The organism is Brevundimonas sp. GW821-FHT12C05, from assembly GCF_058807475.1.
The window spans coordinates 1,512,161-1,530,174 of the sequence record NZ_JBXAQS010000001.1; the positions used below are offsets into that span (position 1 = coordinate 1,512,161).

Here is an 18,014-nt window from a genome sequence, read left to right on the forward strand (position 1 = left end):
CTATCCTATGGCAGATCGCGCCATCAGACCTGCATGATCTCAACTTCCTTGGCCTTCAAGGCCTCGTCGACGCGCTTGATGGCGGCGTCCGTGTCCTTCTGGACCTCGGCTTCCATCTTCTTCTGCTCGTCCTGGCTGATGTCGCCCGCCTTCTCGGCCTTCTTCAGGTCGTCGTTGGCGTCGCGGCGCACGTTGCGGACGGCGATCTTCTGCTGTTCGGCGTATTTGCCGGCCAGTTTCGCGAACTCCTTGCGGCGTTCCTCGGTCAGCGGCGGGATCGGAATGCGAAGCATCTGGCCGTCCAGGATCGGGTTCAGGCCCAGACCGGCGGATCGGATGGCCTTCTCGACCGCGACGACCATGCCCTTGTCCCAGACGCTGACCGACAGCAGGCGTGGCTCGGGGACGCTGATGGCGGCCACGGCGTTCAGCGGCGAGGTCGAGCCGTAGGCTTCCACCTGCACCGGATCCAGCAGGCCGGCGTGGGCGCGGCCCGTGCGCAGGCCGTTGAACTCTTCCTTCAGGGCGGCGACCGCCTTGTCCATGCGATCGCGATAGGTCTTCAGATCGGGCTTGGCCATGATCGTTTCTCTCGTCTTTTTATAGGTGTGTCAGGCGGCCTTGCCGTCGGCGCTGATGACGGTGAAATGACCCTTCCCGGTCAAGGCGTTCCGGAACGAACCGTCTTCCCGAATGGAGAAGACCACGATCGGAATGCCCGAGTCACGCATCAGAGCCACGGCCGAGGCGTCCATGACCTTCAGGTCGCGCGCCAGGACGTCGTGATAGGTCAGGGTGTCATAGCGGGTGGCTGTCGGGTCCTTCTTGGGATCGGCGGTGTAGACGCCGTCCACGCTGGTGCCTTTCAGCAGGGCGTCGCAGCCCATTTCAGCCGCGCGCAGGGCGGCGCCCGAGTCGGTCGTGAAGAAGGGCGCGCCGACGCCGGCGGCGAAGATCACCACCCGGCCCTTTTCGAGGTGGCGCAGGGCACGGCGGCGCACATAGGGCTCGGCCACGGCGTTCATGGTCAGGGCGCTCTGCACCCGGGTCTGGACGCCGATCTTCTCCAGTGCGGCCTGCATGGCCAGGGCGTTCATCACCGTCGCCAGCATGCCCATGTAGTCGGCCGAGGCGCGGTCCATGTCGCCCGCCGCCTTGGACAGGCCGCGGAAGATGTTGCCGCCGCCGATGACCAGGCAGATCTCGACGCCCTCGCGGGCCACATCGGCGATGGCCCCGGCCACATCGGCCACGGTCTTCATGTCGATGCCGTAGCCCTGATCGCCCATCAGCACCTCGCCCGACACCTTGAGCAGGACGCGTTTGTAGCGGAACTCGGACGGAACGTCGGGCATGGGCAGACCTTGGGCGGGGGATTCGGCTCCTTATAGGAAGCTCACCGCCCGCTTCAAAGCCCCGGCGACATACAGACGCCGGATGATCGCGGTTCAGCCCCGTTCCAGAGCCGCCGCGATGGCCGCCTCGGCGACCGGTCGCATGACCGCATAGCCGCCCGCGCCCGGGTGCACGCCATCACGCGTGAAGTCGCCCCGCATGCCGTTTCCGCCGTCCGACAGCACCGCGCCATAGTCGGCGTGGACCAGACCCCGCTCGGCCGCGAAGATGCTCAGCCAGGCGTTCAGCTCAGCCACCCGGTCCTGCGGGCCCTGGACGGCGGGGGACCACGGCAGGCCGTTCATCGGCGGCGGCCCCGCCAGGATCACCGCGATGCCGTTCGCGCGGGCCAGATCGACCATGGCGACAACGGTGTTCCGATAGTCCTCCGGCGTCGTCGGGCCGGTATTGCCCGCGATGTCGTTGGTGCCGCACATCAGATGCACGGCCTTGGGCTTCAGCGCGACCACGTCGGGCATGAAACGGACCAGCATCTGCGGACTGGTCTGGCCGCTAATGCCGCGATTGATCACGCCGCCCGAAAACAGGTCCGGCTGGGCGATGCGCCACATCTCGGTGATGGAGTCGCCCATGAAGACGACCTGCGTCTCCCGCCCGGCCAAGGCCGTGTTGGCGTCGCGGTAGTAGCCCAGATTGGCCCAGTCCCGCTGGCGCTGCTCGGCCTTCAGCCGGTCCCGCTCGGCCATCGCCTGCGGGTCGCTGAGCAGGGCCAGCAACGCCGGGTCCATGGCGCCCTCGGCCATATAGGCCTGGGCGAAGGCCAACGCTTCCGGCGTGGGCCCTCCGCCCTGCCCGTCCAGGCTGTCGACCATGCCGACGGCGCCGTCCGCCATGCGCGCTTACCCCCTAGAGCCGCAGGATGATCGTCTCGACGATCGGACGGCGATCCCAGATCTGCTGGCTGGCCTTCTTCAGGACGCGCGAGATGGCCTGTTCGATGACCATCTCGTCCTCGAGCGCCGGGCCCTTGAGCTTCAGGACCGTCTGCTCGACCCGTTCGGCCAGGTCGTCCAGGGCGTCGCCCAGCGGCGCCTCGTCGTCGCCCGGCAAGCCGATGGCCCGGACGTCGATGTCGCTGACGATCTTGCCGCGCTTGTCCATCGCGAAGCTGACGATCAGCACGCCGTTGGTCGAGGCGTGACGCCGCTCGTGCAGGGCCTCGCCCTGTTCGGTGACCAGACGCCCGCCGTCGACGTACAGGCGGCCGCTGGGGACCTCGTCGATGATGGCGGCGGGTCCGGGGGCCAGACGCACCATGTCGCCGTTGCGCGGCGTCACCGTCTCCGGCACGCCCATGTCCTTGGCCAGATTGGCGTGCTCGGCCAGGTGGCGGCGCATGCCGTGGGTCGGCACGGCGATCTTCGGCCGCGCCCAGGCGTACATCTGCTTCAGTTCGTCCCGGCACGGGTGGCCCGAGACGTGGATGCCGCGGTGATCCTTCTCGGTGTAGAGGCGCACCCCGCGGTCCGCGAGCTTGTCCTGGAGCCGCCCGACCGACAGCTCGTTGCCCGGGATGACCCGCGACGAGAAGATGCAGTGGTCGCCGTTGCTCAGCTTCACATAGGGGTGGGTCCCCTCGGCCACCCGCGACAGGGCGGCGCGAACCTCGCCCTGGCTGCCGGTGCACAGGTACAGGATCTCATCGGCCGGCCAGATGCGGGCCTCCTGCTCGCTCAGGAACGGCTTGATGTCGTGCAGCATGCCCACGTGCTTGGCCGCCGCGGTGATGCGGTGCATCGACCGCCCCGCCAGCGACACCCGGCGCCCCGCGGCCTCGGCGGCGCGGATCACGCTGTCCATGCGCGCGACGTTCGACGCGAAGCAGCCGACGGCGATCCGGCCCTTCAGCCCGCCGATCAGTTCGCTCAGGGCGTCGCGCACCCCGCCCTCGGACCCGGCCGAGCCCTCGACGAAGACGTTGGTCGAGTCGCAGACCATGGCCAGGACGCCGTCGTCGCCCAGCTGGCTGATGGCCTTGGCGTCGGTGACGCCGCCGATGATGGGATCGTCGTCGATCTTCCAGTCGCCGGTGTGCAGCACCGTGCCCAGCGGCGTCTTGATCGCCAGGCCGTTCGGCTCGGCGATGGAGTGGGTCATGGTGACGAAGGTGACGTCGAACGGCCCCAGGTTGACCGAGCCGCCCAGCGGCACCTCGATCAGTTCAACCTGATCCAGGATGCCCGCCTCGCGCAGCTTCTCGCGGATCAGATAGGCCGTGAACGGCGTCGCATAGAGCGGCGCCTTCATCCGCGTCCACAGCCAGCCCAGGGCGCCGATGTGGTCCTCGTGGGCGTGGGTCAGCACGATGCCGCGGATCTTCTCGCCTTCCAGGAAGGCCGGATCGGGCACGATCACATCGACGCCGGGCGTCGACAGGTCGCCGAAGGTCACGCCCACGTCCACGATCAGCCATTGCCGGTCACGCTCGGGGCCGTAGCCGTACAGATTCAGGTTCATGCCGATTTCGCCCGACCCGCCCAACGGCAGGAAGACGAACTCGTCGTCAGCTTGTTTTTTCATTTGTCCTTGAGATGGGTGTTCCGCCGCCAAATTTCGAGCAGGCCGCGGATGGTCAGGTCCGGATCGAACCGGTCGATGCTGTCGGTCGCGCCCTCGAACAGGGAGACGACCCCCCCGGTTCCGATGACGGTCATGGGCTTGCCCCACTCGGCCTTGATGCGAGCCACAAGGCCCTCGATCAGGGCGATGTATCCCCAGAAGACGCCGGATTGCATGTTGGTGACGGTGTCCTTGCCGATCACCTTCTCCGGCTTCTGGATGGCGATGCGGGGCAGCATGGCCGCCGCCTCATGCAGCGCCTGCAGGCTGAGGTTCACGCCGGGCGCGATCACGCCGCCCTCGAACGCGCCGTCCGCCGCGATGACGTCGAAGGTCGTGGCCGTGCCGCTGTCGATGACGATCAGGTCGCCCGGATAACTCAGATGCGCCCCCAGAGCGTTGACCAGGCGGTCCGCGCCCGCCTCGCTGGGCTTCAGGATGCGCACCGCGATCCCCAGTTCGACATTGTCGCCGATCACCATCGGCTCCACCGACAGATAGCGGCGCGACAGGTTGCGCAGGTTGAAGATCGATTGCGGCACCACGCTGGAAATGATGCAGCCGCTCAGGTCGGCCAGTTTCAGCCCGCGCATGGACAGCAGCTGGGTCAGCCAGACGGCGTATTCATCCGCCGTCCGCTGCGAGTCCGTCGCCGCGCGCCATTGGGCGATCCAGTCCGCGCCGTCATGCACCGCGAAAAGCGTGTTGGTGTTGCCCTGTTCGATCGCCAGCAACATTCAGCCGCCCTCCCCGAAGAACACGTCACCCGCCGAGATAAGACGCAGGCTCCCGTCCGCCAGTCTCAGCCGCAGCGCCCCGTCCGGCTCCACGCCCTCGGCGCGGCCCTCGACGGTCTCATGGCCCAGCCGGGCGACGGCGGGCCCGTCCAGACCCGGCGTCCGCGCCGCCCAGGCGTCGAGGATCGGCTGGAAGCCCAACGTCTCCCAGCGGTCGATCCAGACGCCGAAGGTCTCGGCCAGTTGCTCGGCCGCGCTCTCCACCTTGGGCGGAGCGATGTGTTCGGCGGACAGATGGTGCGACAGGGCCGCCGCCGGGCGCTCGGTCCCCGCCGGGGCCTCGGCCAGGTTGACCCCGATGCCCACGGCCAGCCACAGGCTTCCGTTCGCGTGCGCCCCGGATTCCACGAGGATGCCGCAGGCCTTCTGGCCCGCCAGCATCACGTCATTGGGCCATTTGATCGTCACCAGCGACGGCGGCGCATAGCGGTCCAGCAGATCGGCGACGGCCAGGGCGGCGATGAAGGTGACCTGCGCCGCCTCGGCGGGCGGCTTGCGCGTCGTGGTCAGCAAGGTCGTGAACAGATTGCCCGTATTGGCTTCCCACGCCCGCCCCCGCCGACCGCGCCCGGCGGTCTGACGGCGCGCGGTGATCCACAGCGGTCCGGCCTCGCCGGCCTCGGCCCGGCGACGGGCCTCCGCATTGGTGGAATCGGTGTGGTCGAGCAGCAGGACGGGGGCGGTCGCCACCCCTATCCGACCCCGAAGCCCGTCGCGGCGCGGGCGGCCAGCGGAACCAGCCACGGCAGGGCCACGATGACCACGGGGAAGCTGAAGGCGGCGCAGGCCATGGCGATGGTCCGGGCCTCGATCGGCGCGGCGTCGGTCGGCGCGGCGCCTTCCGGAGCCGGATCGAACCACATCAGCTTGATGATGCGCAGATAGTAGAAGCCGGCCACGACCGAAGCCACCAGACCGGCGGCGCCGACCATCCAGTAGCCCGCCTCGGCGGCGGCGCCGAAGACGTAGTACTTGGCCCAGAAGCCCGACAGCGGCGGCATGCCCAGCACCGACAGCGACAGGACCGTCAGCGCGATGGTGGTCAGCGGACGCTCTTTGCGCAGGCCCGCCAGGTCGGCGATCTTGCGGATCGGACGGCCGCCGCGGCTCAGCGACAGCAGGATGGCGAAGAAGCCGAACTGGTCGATGACGTACAGGGTCATGAACATCAGCATGGCCTGGATGCCCAGGGTCGTGCCCACGGCGATGCCCAGCAGGGCGTAGCCGATGTTGGCGATCGACGAATAGGCCAGCAGACGCTGCAGATCCTTCTGCGCCAGGCCGCCGAAGGCGCCCACCGCGAAGCTGATCAGGGAGATCAGGATCAGCACCTGCGACCACTGGTCATGCGAGCCGGCGAAGCCGCCTTCCAGGGTGCGGGCGATCAGGATCATGGCCGCGACCTTGGGGGCCGTGGCGAACAGGGACACGACCGGGGTCGGGGCGCCCTCGTAGACGTCGGGCGTCCACATGTGGAACGGCGCGGCGGAGACCTTGAAGGCCAGGCCCGAGATCAGGAACACCAGGCCGAAGATCAGACCGGTCGACGGATTGGCCGCGGCGTAGGCGGCGATGTCCTCGAACCGCATCGAGCCGGTGAAGCCGTAGATCAGGCTGGCGCCGTACAGCAGCAGGCCCGACGACAGGGCGCCCAGGACGAAATACTTCAGGCCCGCCTCGGACGCCTTCAGGTCGTCGCGGTGGAAGGCGGCCAGCACATAGAGGGCCAGCGAATGCAGTTCGATGCCCACGTAGAGCGAGATCAGGTCGCCCGACGAGGCCATCATGCCCATGCCGGCGGAGGCCAGCACGATGAGGACCGGGAACTCGAAGCGCGCGATCTTGGACCGGTGCATCCAGCCGTTGCCCAGCACGATGGCGGCGGCGCTGGACAGGAAGATCACGGCCTTGCCGTAGACGGCCAGCGGATCGGCCACATAGGCGCCGTTGAAGGCCTGGCCCAGCGGCCCCGTCACGGTGACGGCGGTGGCGGCGATCAGCAGCAGCACCGACAGCCAGGACACCAGGCCGGCGCTGCGCTCGCCCGAGAAGGCGCCGACCATCAGCAGCACGAGGCCGCCGACGGCGAGCGTGATCTCGGGAGCCGAAAGGTGAAGGGCGGAAATCAGATCAGGCATCATGGTCTCAGCCACCGATCGCGAGTTGATAGGCGGACGTCAGGGCCCCGACCGAGGCGTTGGTGTAGTCCAGCACCAGCCCGGGCTGAACGCCCAGCAGCAGGGTGCCGACGATCAGCGGCGTGAAGATCAACAGCTCGCGCTTGTCGATATCCAGGATGTCCTTGAGCTTCGGATTGGTGATCTCGCCGAACATGACGTTGCGGTACAGCGTCAGGGCGTAGACCGCCGAGAAGATCACGCCCGAGGCGGCGAAGAAGGCCGTCCAGGTCGACACCTGGTAGACGCCGGTCATGGTCAGAATCTCGCCGATGAAGCCCGAGGTTCCCGGCAGGCCGACGTTGGCCATGGTGAACATCAGGAAGATGGCGGCGAACCACGGCATCCGGCTGGTCAGGCCGCCGTAGAAGGCGATCTCGCGGGTGTGCATCCGGTCATAGACCACGCCGACGCAGAGGAAGAGCGCGCCCGAGATCAGGCCGTGGCTCAGCATCTGGAAGACCGCGCCCTGCACGCCCTGATCGTTGCCGGCGAAGATGCCCATGGTCACGAAGCCCATGTGCGCGACCGACGAATAGGCGATCAGCTTCTTGATGTCGGTCTGACGGAAGGCGACCAGCGAGGTGTAGACGATGGCGATGGCCGACAGGGTGAACACCAGCGGCGCGAACATCTTCGACGCGTCCGGGAACATCGGCAGGTTGAACAGGATGAAGCCGTAACCGCCGAGCTTCAGCAGGATGCCGGCCAGGATGACCGAGCCCGCCGTCGGCGCCTGCACGTGGGCGTCGGGCAGCCAGGTGTGCACCGGCCACATCGGCATCTTCACCGCGAACGAGGCGAAGAAGGCCAGCCACAGGATCGGCTGCGCGGTCGGCGAGAAGGCGAATTCCTTGAGCGCCGGGATGCTGGTGGTGCCGGCGGTGTGCGCCATCCACAGCATGGCCAGGAACATCAGGACGGACCCCAGCAGGGTGTACAGGAAGAATTTGTACGCCGCGTAGATGCGGTTCGCCCCGCCCCACACCCCGATGATGATGAACATCGGAACCAGGGTGCCTTCGAAGAAGATGTAGAACAGGAACAGGTCCAGCGACGTGAACACGCCGATGACCAGCGTCTCCAGCACCAGGAAGGCGATCATGTAGTCGCTGACGCGGTCCTTGATGGAGTTCCAGCTGGCCAGGATGCAGATCGGCATCAGGAAGGCGGTCAGCAGGACGAACAGGATCGAGATCCCGTCCACGCCCAGGTGATACTGCGCGCCCGCGAACCAGACGTAGCGTTCGACGAACTGATAGGCGGCGCTGGACTGGTCGAAATTGGCGACCAGCACGACCGAAACGGCCAGCGTCACCAGGGTGGTGACCAGGGCGATCCAGCGCGCGGCGCTGTCGACCGAGCCCTTGCTCAGCAGGCGGGTCAGCAACAGCAGGCCCGCGCCGACCAACGGCAGGAAGGTGACGACGCTCAGGATGTAGGGGATCTGAGGCATGATCAGGCTCCCCACGCGGAGATGGCGAAGGCCAGGAACAGGCAGAGACCGATGAGCATCACGAACGCATAGAAGTAGACATAGCCGGACTGGAAGCGGGCGAGCCCGCCGGCGAACTTACGCGACAGCCAGGCGAAGCCGTTGGGCCCTCCCCCGTCGATGATCTTCACGTCGCCGATCTTCCAGAAGAAGTCGCCCAGCGCCTTGGCGCCCTTGACGAACACGAACTGGTACAGCTCGTCGAAGTACCACTTGTTGTACAGGAAGGCGTGGACCACGCCGCCACGATCGGCCATCCGGCGCGCCATGCCCTCCTTGAGGACATAGAGCCAGAAGGCGGCGAAGGTGCCGATCAGCGTCATCACCAGCGGCGACCACTTCACCCAGGTCGGGACCGAGTGCGACTCGTGCAGGACGTGGTTGTGTGGTCCCGAGAAGATGGCGGCCTTCCAGAATTCGCCCTCGTGGTGCCCGATGAAATAGGGCGCGAAGACGAAGCCGGCGGCCACGGCGCCGACCGACAGGGCCAGCAGCGGAACCAGCATGATCCACGGGCTCTCGTGCGGCTTCAGCGGGCCGTGGTGCGCGTGATCGTCGTGGTGATCGTCGGCATCCGGCTCGGAGTGGGTCTCCAGCTGGGCGTGCGAGGCGTGATCGTCATGCGCGTGCGCATGATCATCGTGGTGCTCGTCCTTCCACACCGGCTTGTTGTGGAAGGTCATGAACACCAGGCGCCACGAATAGTAGGCGGTCAGGCCGGCGGCGAAGATGCCGACGAAGAAGGCGAACAGGCCGATCGGCGAGTGGCCCGACGCCGCGGCGGCGAAGGCGCTCTCGATGATCGCGTCCTTGGAATAGAAGCCGGCCAGGCCGCCGATGCCGGGGATGCCCAGGCCGGTGATGGCGATGGTGCCGATGGTCATGACCGCATAGGTCACGGGCAGCAGCTTCCACAGGCCGCCCATCTTCCGCATGTCCTGCTCGTGGTGCATGCCGTGGATCACCGAGCCGGCGCCCAGGAACAGCAGCGCCTTGAAGAAGGCGTGGGTGAACAGGTGGAACATGGCCGCCTCATAGGCGCCCACGCCCGCGGCGAAGAACATGTAGCCGAGCTGCGAACAGGTCGAATAGGCGATGACCCGCTTGATGTCGTTCTGGGCCAGGCCGACGGTCGCGGCGAACAGGGCCGTGACCGCGCCGATGGTGGCGACGACGGCCGAGGCGGTCGGCGCGTACTCGAACAGCGGCGACAGCAGACAGACCATGTAGACGCCGGCGGTGACCATGGTCGCCGCGTGGATCAGCGCCGACACCGGGGTCGGGCCCTCCATGGCGTCCGGAAGCCAGGTGTGCAGGAAGAACTGGGCCGACTTGCCCATGGCGCCGATGAACAGCAGGAAGGCCGCCAGATCGAGCCCCGACCAGGTGTGGCCCAGGAACTCCCAGCCCGTGCCCGCCTTGGAGGCGATCATCGGGAAGAACTCGGCGAACTGGATCGTGCCGAACATCCAGAAGACGGTGAAGATGCCAAGGGCGAAGCCGAAGTCGCCGACGCGGTTGACCACGAAGGCCTTGATGGCGGCGGCGCTGGCGGTGGGCTTCTTGTACCAGAAGCCGATCAGCAGATAGGACGCCAGGCCCACCCCTTCCCAGCCGAAGAACAGCTGCATGAAGTCGGCGGCGGTGACCAGCGCCAGCATGGCGAAGGTGAACAGCGACAGGTAGGCGAAGAACCGCGGCTTGTCCGGGTCCTCGGCCATGTAGCCCCAGGAGTACAGGTGCACCAGCGACGAGACGCTGGTCACGACCACCAGCATGGTGGCCGACAGGGCGTCGATGCGGATCGACCAGTTGGAGACGAAGTCGCCGACGTGGATGAACGGCGCCAGCGTCAGGGTGAAGGGCTCGAGGTGCCCCCACGTCCACTGGCTGAACACGATCCAGGCGATGACGCACGAGAAGAACAGCAGGCCCGTGGTGATGGCCTGCGAGACGACGTTGCCCAGTCGGCGGCCCGACAGGCCGACGATGGTCGCGCCCAGAAGCGGGGCGAAGATCCCGAGAGTGACGAGGAGCTGGATATTCACGATCAGCCCTTCATGACCGAGGCGTCGTCCACGGCGATGTCGCCGCGGTTACGGAAGAAGGTCACCAGGATGGCCAGGCCCACGGCCGCCTCTGCGGCGGCCACGGTCAGCACGAACATGGCCATGATCTGCCCCGACACGTCGTTGAGGTAGCTCGAGAAGGCGACGAAATTGATGTTCACGGCCAGCAGGATCAGCTCGATCGACATCAGGATGATGATGACGTTCTTGCGGTTCACGAAGATGCCGAACACCCCGATGGTGAACAGGATGGCGGCGACCGCCAGGTAGTGCTGCAGGGTGACGACCATCAGACCAGATCCTCGGGGGTGACGCCCGCGCCGGTGGTGACCGACTTCACTTCCATGGCCGTCTTGGCGTCGCGACCGACCTGGTCGGCGACCTTCTGGCGCTTGATGTGGGGCTTGTGGCGCAGGGTCAGGACGATGGCGCCGATCATGGCGATCAGCAGCACGATGCCCGCAGCCTGGAAGAAGTAGACGTAGTCTGTATAGAGCACCCGGCCGATCGTCTCGACGTTCGAGGCGTCCGCCGTCGCCACGGCCGGCGAGGCCGCGTTCGCCGCGGCGCCGCGGTTCACCACGGTCAGCGAGATCATGACCATCTCGGCCAGCAGCACGCCCGCCACGATCACCGCCAGCGGCAGGTACTGCGCGAAGCCTTCGCGCAGCCGCAGGAAGTCGACGTCCAGCATCATGACGACGAACAGGAACAGCACCGCGACGGCGCCGACGTAGACGACCACCAGCAGCATGGCCAGGAACTCCGCGCCCAGCAGGACGAACAGCCCCGCCGACGAGAAGAAGGCCAGGATCAGCCACAGGACGCTGTGCACGGGGTTCTTCGCCGTGACGACCAGAAGGCCGGCCACGACGGCCACCGTCGACAGCAGATAGAAGGCAATGCCTTGCAACATCGGAGGCCTCAGCCCCTTTCGGTTATGGGCGGCGATCCCTGGTGGAATCGTCCTCCCCGTTCAGCGATTGCGCCTTAACGATAAGGCGCGTCGAGTTCCAGATTCTTGGCGATCAGCCGTTCCCAGCGGTCGCCGTTCGCCAGCAGGCGATCCTTGTCATAGAGCAGTTCTTCGCGGGTCTCGGTGGTGAACTCCGAGTTGGGGCCCTCCACGATGGCGTCCACCGGGCAGGCCTCCTGGCACAGGCCGCAGTAGATGCATTTGACCATGTCGATGTCGTAGCGGGTCGTGCGGCGGCTGCCGTCGGCGCGCGGTTCAGCCTCGATGGTGATGGCCTGGGCCGGGCAGATGGCTTCGCACAGCTTGCAGGCGATGCAGCGTTCCTCGCCGTTCGCATAGCGGCGCAGGGCGTGCTCGCCGCGGAAGCGCGGCGACTGCGGGTTGCGCTCGAACGGATAGTTCACGGTGGCCTTGGGCCGGGCCATGTACTTCAGCGAAAGGCCGATGGCGCCGACGGCGTCGAGCAGCAGAGCGCCTTTCGCGGCCTGGACGAGACGGTTCAGCATTATTGCGCGCCTCCGGTACGCGGGCACTCGCGGGCGTAACGCTCGCTCTGTTTATCCATCGCCTCGCAACGCTGGAGGCGCTCGGCCTCCTCACGCTGGATGCGTTCCTGGCGCTGCTGCCACTGATAGGGCGACACCGGCAGGGGTTCGTAGGGCTGGCCCGCGCAGGCGGTCAGGGCGGCGGCGGCCAGAAGGATGAGCGACGGACGGATCACGGCTCCCTCCTCGTCCCGCAGATCTCGCGGATCCGGTCCCGGGCCTCAGGGCTCCGGGCCTGGGTTTCCACCACGCATTCCGAATGGACCGGTCTGGAGCTCTGCCGGGCGGTCTCGGCGCGGTCCAGCCGATCGATCGTCGAGCCGACGGGCTCAGGCTCGATCGGCTTGAAGACCGAGGTGCAGCCGCCGGCGGCCAGGGCCGCCAGCATCAGGCCGGAAAGGGCGAGCGTGCGGATCATGACCCCACCGCGAACACGCGCCAGGCGGCGACGGCGACCACGCAGACCAGCGAGGTCGGCAGGAAGATCTTCCAGCCCAGGCGCATCAGCTGGTCGTAGCGGTAGCGGGGCACGAAGGCCTTCACCAGCGCGATCATGCAGAACCAGAAGACGATCTTGGCCAGGAAGGTGACCAGGTAGATCGCCTGCTCCAGCCAGCCCGGCAGGGAGTCCAGCCAGTACTGCGGCACGCCCGGGTTCCAGCCGCCGAAGAACAGCAGGCTGATCATGGCGCACATGAAGACGATGTTGGCGTACTCGCCGATCATGAACAGCAGATACGGGGTCGAGGAGTATTCGACCTGATAGCCGGCCACCAGCTCCGACTCCGCCTCGGGCAGGTCGAACGGCGGACGGTTGGTCTCGGCCAGGGCCGACACGAAGAAGATGATCGCCATCGGGAACATCACCAGGATCGTCGGCCAGGTCCCTGCCCCGCCGCCGAAGGCGAACCAGTTCCAGATCATGCCCTGCTGCTGGGTGACGATCGAGGTCAGGTTCATCGTCCCGGCCAGCAGGATGACGTTGATGATCACCAGGCCGATGGAGACCTCATAGGACACCATCTGCGCCGCGGATCGCAGCGAGCCGAGGAACGGATACTTCGAGTTCGAAGCCCAGCCGCCCATGATGATGCCGTACACGCCCAGCGAGCTGATCGCGAAGATGTACAGGATGCCGACGTTCAGGTCGGAGATGACCCAGCCCGGCGCGAACGGAATGGCCGCCCAGGCGATGAAGGCCAGGATGAAGGTCAGCAGCGGCGCCAGCAGGAAGACGACCTTGTCGGCGCCCGCCGGAACGACGATTTCCTTCAGCACGAATTTGAAGAAGTCGGCGAACGACTGCAGCAGGCCGAACGGGCCCACCACGTTCGGGCCTTTTCGCATCTGCACGCCCGCCCAGATCTTGCGGTCGGCCAGCAGCAGGAAGGCCAGCGAGATCAGGATCCCGACGGTGACCAGCAGGATTCCGCCTGCGGTGATCAGGGTCCAGCCCACCGGACCGGCCCAGAAGGCCGGCGGGATCAGGCCCCAGGCCCAGATGGCCAGGGCGACGAGGCCCGCGGCCACGGCCAGACCGACGACGGTCAGGAAGAGCACCGCCAGGACGTTCGGCTTGGACTTGGGGGAAACGACGTCGGTCATCGGTTACTCCGCCGCCATCGCGACCGGGGCGATCCGCTGGGCGGACAGCTCGGCCATCGTCACGCTGGCGCGCGTGATCGGGTTGTTCAGGTAGGGGTCGCGCACCGTCGAGGCGAAGGCCACGTCGCCCAGGTCGCCCTTCTTGCCAAGGGCCGCCACGTCGAACGACGCCGGCGTCGGCAGGTAGTCGATCCGGCCGAAGGTCGGATGATCGGCCATCAGCTTGCCGCGCAGGGCGTCCAGCGTGTCGTACGGCAGGGTCTGGCCGACCAGGGCCGACAGGGCGCGCAGGACGGCCCAGTCTTCCTTGGCCTGTCCCTTGGGGAAGACGACGCGCTCGGCCATCTGCACCCGGCCTTCGGTGTTCACGTACAGGCCCGACTTCTCGGTATAGGCGGCGCCCGGCAGGATCACGTCCGCGCCATGGGCTCCCCGGTCGCCGTGCGACCCCAGATAGACGCGGAAGGCGTCCGAGCCGCCCAGTTCGATCTCATCGGCGCCCAGCAGGAACAGCACGTCCAGCGCGCCCGGCTTGACCATCTCGGCGACGGTCTTGCCGCCCTCGCCCGGGACGAAGCCCATGTCCAGGCCGGCGACGCGCGAGGCGGCGGTGTGCAGGACGTTGAAGCCGTTCCAGCCTTCCGTGACGACGCCGACCTTCTTGGCCAGCGCGCCCAGGGCGTTCAGCACGGCCGGGCCGTTGGCGCCGGTCAGCGCGCCCAAGCCGACGATGATCGCCGGACGCTCGGCCTTGGTCAGGAAGTCCACCGCCGCCTTGGGCAGTTTGGCCAGGGTCTTGGAGCCGGCTCCCAGCCAGCTGTAGTCGAAGGTCAGAGCGGCCTGTTCGCCGATCAGGCCGATCTCGGTCTTGCCGGCCAGCCAGCCCTTGCGCAGGCGGGCGTTCAGCAGCGGCGCCTCGGTGCGCGGGTTGGCCCCCACGATCAGGACGGCGTCCGCGTTTTCAATGCCTTGCAGGCCGGTGTTGAACAGCCAGCCCTCGCGCGGTCCCGCTCCAAGAGCGGCCCCGTCCTGGCGGCAGTCGGTGTTGGCCGAGCCCAGCGCGCGGAACAGGTCCAGCGCCGCCTTCATCGATTCCGCGTCCTGCAGGTCGCCGGCGACCACGCCGATGCGGTCCGCCGACGCGGCGTTCAGCTTGGCGGCCACGACGCCCAGGGCCTCTTCCCAGGAGGCGGCGCGCAGCTTGCCGTTCTCACGCACATAGGGGCGGTCCAGGCGCTGGCGCTGCAGGCCGTCGACGGCATAGCGGCTGACGTCCGACAGCCATTCCTCGTTGATGCCTTCGTTCACGCGCGGCAGCACCCGCATGACTTCCGAGCCCTTGAAGTCGGCGCGGATGTTCGAGCCCAGCGCGTCCATGACGTCGATGGTCTCGGTCTTCTTCAGCTCCCACGGGCGGTAGTGGTACTGCCACGGACGGTGCGTCAGGGCGCCCACCGGGCACAGGTCGTTGACGTTGCCCGACAGCTCGCTGTCAATGTTCTTTTCCAGATAGGTGGTGATCTCGGCGTCTTCGCCGCGCGAGATCATGCCGATGTCCGGCACGCCGGCGACCTCGGTGATGAAGCGGACACAACGGGTGCACTGGATGCACCGCGTCATGAAGGTCTTCACCGTCGGACCCATGTTCTTTTCTTCGACCGCGCGCTTGTTCTCGGCGTAGCGCGAGCCGTCCCGGCCGTAGCCGACGGCCTGGTCCTGCAGGTCGCATTCGCCGCCCTGGTCGCAGATCGGGCAGTCCAGCGGGTGGTTGATGAGCAGGAACTCCATCACCCCTTCGCGGGCCTTCTTGACCATCGGCGTGTCGGTGAAGATCTCCTGGCCCTCGGCGGCCGGCAGCGCGCACGAGGCCTGCGGCTTCGGCGGTCCAGGCTTCACCTCGACCAGGCACATGCGGCAGTTGCCGGCGATGGACAGGCGCTCGTGGTAGCAGAAACGCGGAATCTCATGGCCGGCCTTTTCGGCGACCTGGAGCACGGTCATCCCGGGCTCGAACTCGGTTTCTACGCCGTTGACCTTGGCGACGGGCATCAGCGGGCCTCTTGCTCAGCAGCGACGGAATACTGTTCCGTGGCGGTGCTCCCATCCGGGAGCGTCGTGTTGATGGTGATGGCGTCGCCGTCAAGGACGAAGCGCACCGCCGGGTCGCCGGACTGGTTCATCCAGCGGTTCTGTTCGGGATTGTTCGCATCGACCGGCTTCCAGGTGACGATGTCGCCGTCGACCCGACATTGCGCCCGACGGCGTCCGCCATCGACCGGCGCGCGCCACGAGGCGTTGACGACCTGGCCTTCCAGTCCGTCGATCTCGATGGCCGACAAATCCTGTCCGTGGATCGCCGCCAGACCCGCCTGGCACACCCGGCGCAGGTCAGCGGCGGTCAGCACGGCAGGCACGCTGGCCTCGGCGTCCGACGCCGGGTTCACGGCCGAGACCTTCTCCGCCGGCGTCGGCGCGGGCGCATCCGTCCGCTCGCCGCAGGCGGCGAGGGCGAACAGGGCCAGGAAAAGGGGGACGGACGTGCGCATTCGGTGGATCAGCCCTGCCCCGCCGGTCCGCCGGCGGCCGACCATTCCAGCGCACTGACGACGCCCGGCTGGGGGCTGTCGACCGTGTAGATGGTCAGCGTGCGGCCGTCCGGCGCGCGCCAGCGGGTCAGGCAGTTGCCCTCGCCGGTGCCGGCGCAGCTTTCGACTTCGACCAGCGCGATGCGCGGGCTGGGACATTCGGCCATGTCCCGCTGGGCCTCCATGGCCTCGGCGCAGACCATGAAGTCCTGGTTCAACCCGTCCACGGGCTCCGTCGCGTCGATCGGCGCGAATCCGGCGGCCAGCAGGGCCTTGCGCGCGGGCCAGTAGCTGTCGCCGGCCTTCGGCAGGGCCGCCGCAGCGTTCTGGGCCGGCGCCGGGGCCGCAGCGGCGGGCGCGGCGGGCGCGGCCGCCGCTTCGGGAGCCGCGGGCGTCTGCGGACTCGGGTTGCAGGCCGTCAGCATCATGGCCGCGGCGGCGGCGGACAGCATCATCAGTCTCATGATCGGCTCCCTCTACTCGGCTGCGATCGCATGACCGGCGAAGTTCGCGCGGCGGCTGCGGTAGGTGGCGATACGGTCTTCGATCTCGTGCCGGAAATGCCGGATCAGTCCCTGCACCGGCCACGCCGCGGCGTCGCCCAGGGCGCAGATGGTGTGGCCTTCGACCTGACCGGCCACGTCCAGCAGCAGGTCGATCTCGGACGGGTCGGCCTCGCCGATCGCCATCCGCTCCAGCACGCGCCACATCCAGCCGGTGCCCTCACGGCACGGCGTGCACTGGCCACAGCTCTCGTGCTTGTAGAAATAGCTGATGCGGGCGATCGCCTTCACCAGGTCGGTCGAATTGTCCATGACGATGACCGCCGCGGTGCCCAGACCCGAGCGCATGTCGCGCAGGCTGTCGAAGTCCATCAGCGCGGTTTCCGACATCTCGCGGGTGATCAGCGGCACGGACGAACCGCCCGGGATCACGGCCTTGAGGTTGTCCCAGCCGCCGCGCACGCCGCCGCAATGCTCTTCGAGCAGTTGCTTCAGCGGGATCGACATCGCCTCTTCGACATTGCACGGCCGGTTCACGTGGCCGCTGATGGTCATCAGCTTGGTGCCCGTGTTGTTCGGCCGGCCGAAGCCCGCGAACCACTCGGCGCCGCGGCGCAGGATGGTGCCGACGACGGCGATCGACTCGACGTTGTTCACCGTGGTCGGACAGCCGTACAGGCCCGCGCCGGCCGGGAACGGCGGCTTCAGGCGCGGCTGGCCCTTCTTGCCTTCCAGGCTCTCCAGCAGGGCGGTCTCTTCACCGCAGATGTAAGCGCCGGCGCCGTGGTGGATGTAGACGTCGAAGTCCCAGCCGTGGACGTTGTTCTTGCCGATCAGCTTGGCCTCATAGGCCTGCTTGACCGCCGCCTCCATGCGCTCGCGCTCCAGCACGTATTCGCCGCGCAGGTAGATGTAGCAGGCGTGCGCCTGCATCGCGAAGCTGGCGATCAGGCAGCCTTCGATCAGCAGCTGCGGATCGTGGCGCATGATCTCCCGGTCCTTGGCGGTCCCGGGCTCGGATTCGTCGGCGTTGACCACCAGGTAGTGAGGACGGTCCTTCACCTCCTTGGGCATGAAGGACCACTTCAGGCCGGTCGAGAAGCCGGCGCCGCCGCGTCCGCGCAGGCCCGAGTTCTTGACGTTGGTGATGATCCAGTCCCGACCCAGGTCGAGCATGTCCTTCGTCGCGTTCCACGCGCCGCGTTTCTTCGCGCCCTCGAGGCCCCAATCCTGGAGACCATAGAGGTTGGTGAAGATGCGATCCTTGTCTTCGAGGATTCCGACCAT

19 protein-coding genes are annotated in these 18,014 nt (G+C 67.3%); all 19 read right to left on the bottom strand.

Going from position 1 to position 18,014, the window contains the following annotated elements; all coding sequences use genetic code 11:
* Positions 1 to 23 precede the first annotated feature (23 nt).
* The gene (frr, locus tag AC1RRF_RS07190) at positions 24 to 581 is read right to left on the bottom strand and encodes a ribosome recycling factor (RefSeq protein WP_291840570.1); all 558 of its coding nucleotides are present in this window, start codon (positions 579 to 581) and stop codon (positions 24 to 26) included.
* Between the two features lie 30 nt (positions 582 to 611).
* Positions 612 to 1,355 (bottom strand): UMP kinase, encoded by a 744-nt coding sequence (gene pyrH, locus AC1RRF_RS07195; RefSeq protein WP_492833752.1) that lies wholly within the window; start codon positions 1,353 to 1,355, stop codon positions 612 to 614.
* A gap of 93 nt (positions 1,356 to 1,448) precedes the next feature.
* Positions 1,449 to 2,249 (bottom strand): GDSL-type esterase/lipase family protein, encoded by an 801-nt coding sequence (locus tag AC1RRF_RS07200; RefSeq protein WP_492833753.1) that lies wholly within the window; start codon positions 2,247 to 2,249, stop codon positions 1,449 to 1,451.
* 13 nt (positions 2,250 to 2,262) lie between these two features.
* The gene (locus tag AC1RRF_RS07205; RefSeq protein WP_492833754.1) at positions 2,263 to 3,936 is read right to left on the bottom strand and encodes a ribonuclease J; all 1,674 of its coding nucleotides are present in this window, start codon (positions 3,934 to 3,936) and stop codon (positions 2,263 to 2,265) included.
* Positions 3,933 to 4,712: a type III pantothenate kinase gene (locus tag AC1RRF_RS07210; RefSeq protein ID WP_492833755.1), complete on the bottom strand. Its 780-nt coding sequence runs from the start codon at positions 4,710 to 4,712 to the stop codon at positions 3,933 to 3,935. The genes AC1RRF_RS07205 and AC1RRF_RS07210 overlap by 4 nt, the downstream gene beginning before the upstream one ends.
* Positions 4,713 to 5,462: a biotin--[acetyl-CoA-carboxylase] ligase gene (locus tag AC1RRF_RS07215; protein WP_492833756.1), complete on the bottom strand. Its 750-nt coding sequence runs from the start codon at positions 5,460 to 5,462 to the stop codon at positions 4,713 to 4,715.
* A gap of 2 nt (positions 5,463 to 5,464) precedes the next feature.
* On the bottom strand, positions 5,465 to 6,910 hold the full coding sequence (gene nuoN / locus AC1RRF_RS07220) for an NADH-quinone oxidoreductase subunit NuoN (protein WP_492833757.1): 1,446 nt from the start codon (positions 6,908 to 6,910) through the stop codon (positions 5,465 to 5,467).
* A gap of 7 nt (positions 6,911 to 6,917) precedes the next feature.
* Positions 6,918 to 8,405 (bottom strand): NADH-quinone oxidoreductase subunit M, encoded by a 1,488-nt coding sequence (locus AC1RRF_RS07225; RefSeq protein ID WP_492833758.1) that lies wholly within the window; start codon positions 8,403 to 8,405, stop codon positions 6,918 to 6,920.
* 2 nt (positions 8,406 to 8,407) lie between these two features.
* Positions 8,408 to 10,486 carry an NADH-quinone oxidoreductase subunit L gene (gene nuoL / locus AC1RRF_RS07230; protein WP_492834148.1) on the bottom strand — a complete coding sequence of 693 codons (2,079 nt, stop codon included), beginning with the start codon at positions 10,484 to 10,486 and terminating at the stop codon, positions 8,408 to 8,410.
* A gap of 8 nt (positions 10,487 to 10,494) precedes the next feature.
* Complete coding sequence (nuoK, locus tag AC1RRF_RS07235) at positions 10,495 to 10,803, bottom strand: NADH-quinone oxidoreductase subunit NuoK (protein ID WP_291839400.1); 309 nt, start codon at positions 10,801 to 10,803, stop codon at positions 10,495 to 10,497.
* Complete coding sequence (locus AC1RRF_RS07240) at positions 10,803 to 11,429, bottom strand: NADH-quinone oxidoreductase subunit J (protein ID WP_492833759.1); 627 nt, start codon at positions 11,427 to 11,429, stop codon at positions 10,803 to 10,805. The genes nuoK and AC1RRF_RS07240 overlap by 1 nt, the downstream gene beginning before the upstream one ends.
* Before the next feature lie 74 nt (positions 11,430 to 11,503).
* The gene (gene nuoI, locus AC1RRF_RS07245; protein ID WP_492833760.1) at positions 11,504 to 11,995 is read right to left on the bottom strand and encodes an NADH-quinone oxidoreductase subunit NuoI; all 492 of its coding nucleotides are present in this window, start codon (positions 11,993 to 11,995) and stop codon (positions 11,504 to 11,506) included.
* Positions 11,995 to 12,210: a hypothetical protein gene (locus AC1RRF_RS07250; RefSeq protein WP_492833761.1), complete on the bottom strand. Its 216-nt coding sequence runs from the start codon at positions 12,208 to 12,210 to the stop codon at positions 11,995 to 11,997. The genes nuoI and AC1RRF_RS07250 overlap by 1 nt, the downstream gene beginning before the upstream one ends.
* On the bottom strand, positions 12,207 to 12,452 hold the full coding sequence (locus AC1RRF_RS07255; protein WP_492833762.1) for a hypothetical protein: 246 nt from the start codon (positions 12,450 to 12,452) through the stop codon (positions 12,207 to 12,209). The genes AC1RRF_RS07250 and AC1RRF_RS07255 overlap by 4 nt, the downstream gene beginning before the upstream one ends.
* Complete coding sequence (gene nuoH / locus AC1RRF_RS07260) at positions 12,449 to 13,639, bottom strand: NADH-quinone oxidoreductase subunit NuoH (RefSeq protein ID WP_492833763.1); 1,191 nt, start codon at positions 13,637 to 13,639, stop codon at positions 12,449 to 12,451. The genes AC1RRF_RS07255 and nuoH overlap by 4 nt, the downstream gene beginning before the upstream one ends.
* Before the next feature lie 3 nt (positions 13,640 to 13,642).
* Positions 13,643 to 15,688, bottom strand: coding sequence for an NADH-quinone oxidoreductase subunit NuoG (gene nuoG, locus AC1RRF_RS07265; protein WP_492833764.1), 2,046 nt, complete (start codon positions 15,686 to 15,688; stop codon positions 13,643 to 13,645).
* Complete coding sequence (locus tag AC1RRF_RS07270) at positions 15,688 to 16,185, bottom strand: hypothetical protein (protein WP_492833765.1); 498 nt, start codon at positions 16,183 to 16,185, stop codon at positions 15,688 to 15,690. The genes nuoG and AC1RRF_RS07270 overlap by 1 nt, the downstream gene beginning before the upstream one ends.
* 8 nt (positions 16,186 to 16,193) lie before the next feature.
* Entirely contained in the window at positions 16,194 to 16,688 is a 495-nt protein-coding gene (locus AC1RRF_RS07275) for a hypothetical protein (protein WP_492833766.1), read from the bottom strand.
* A 12-nt stretch (positions 16,689 to 16,700) separates the two neighbouring features.
* Positions 16,701 to 18,014 carry an NADH-quinone oxidoreductase subunit NuoF gene (gene nuoF, locus AC1RRF_RS07280; RefSeq protein WP_492833767.1) on the bottom strand — a complete coding sequence of 438 codons (1,314 nt, stop codon included), beginning with the start codon at positions 18,012 to 18,014 and terminating at the stop codon, positions 16,701 to 16,703.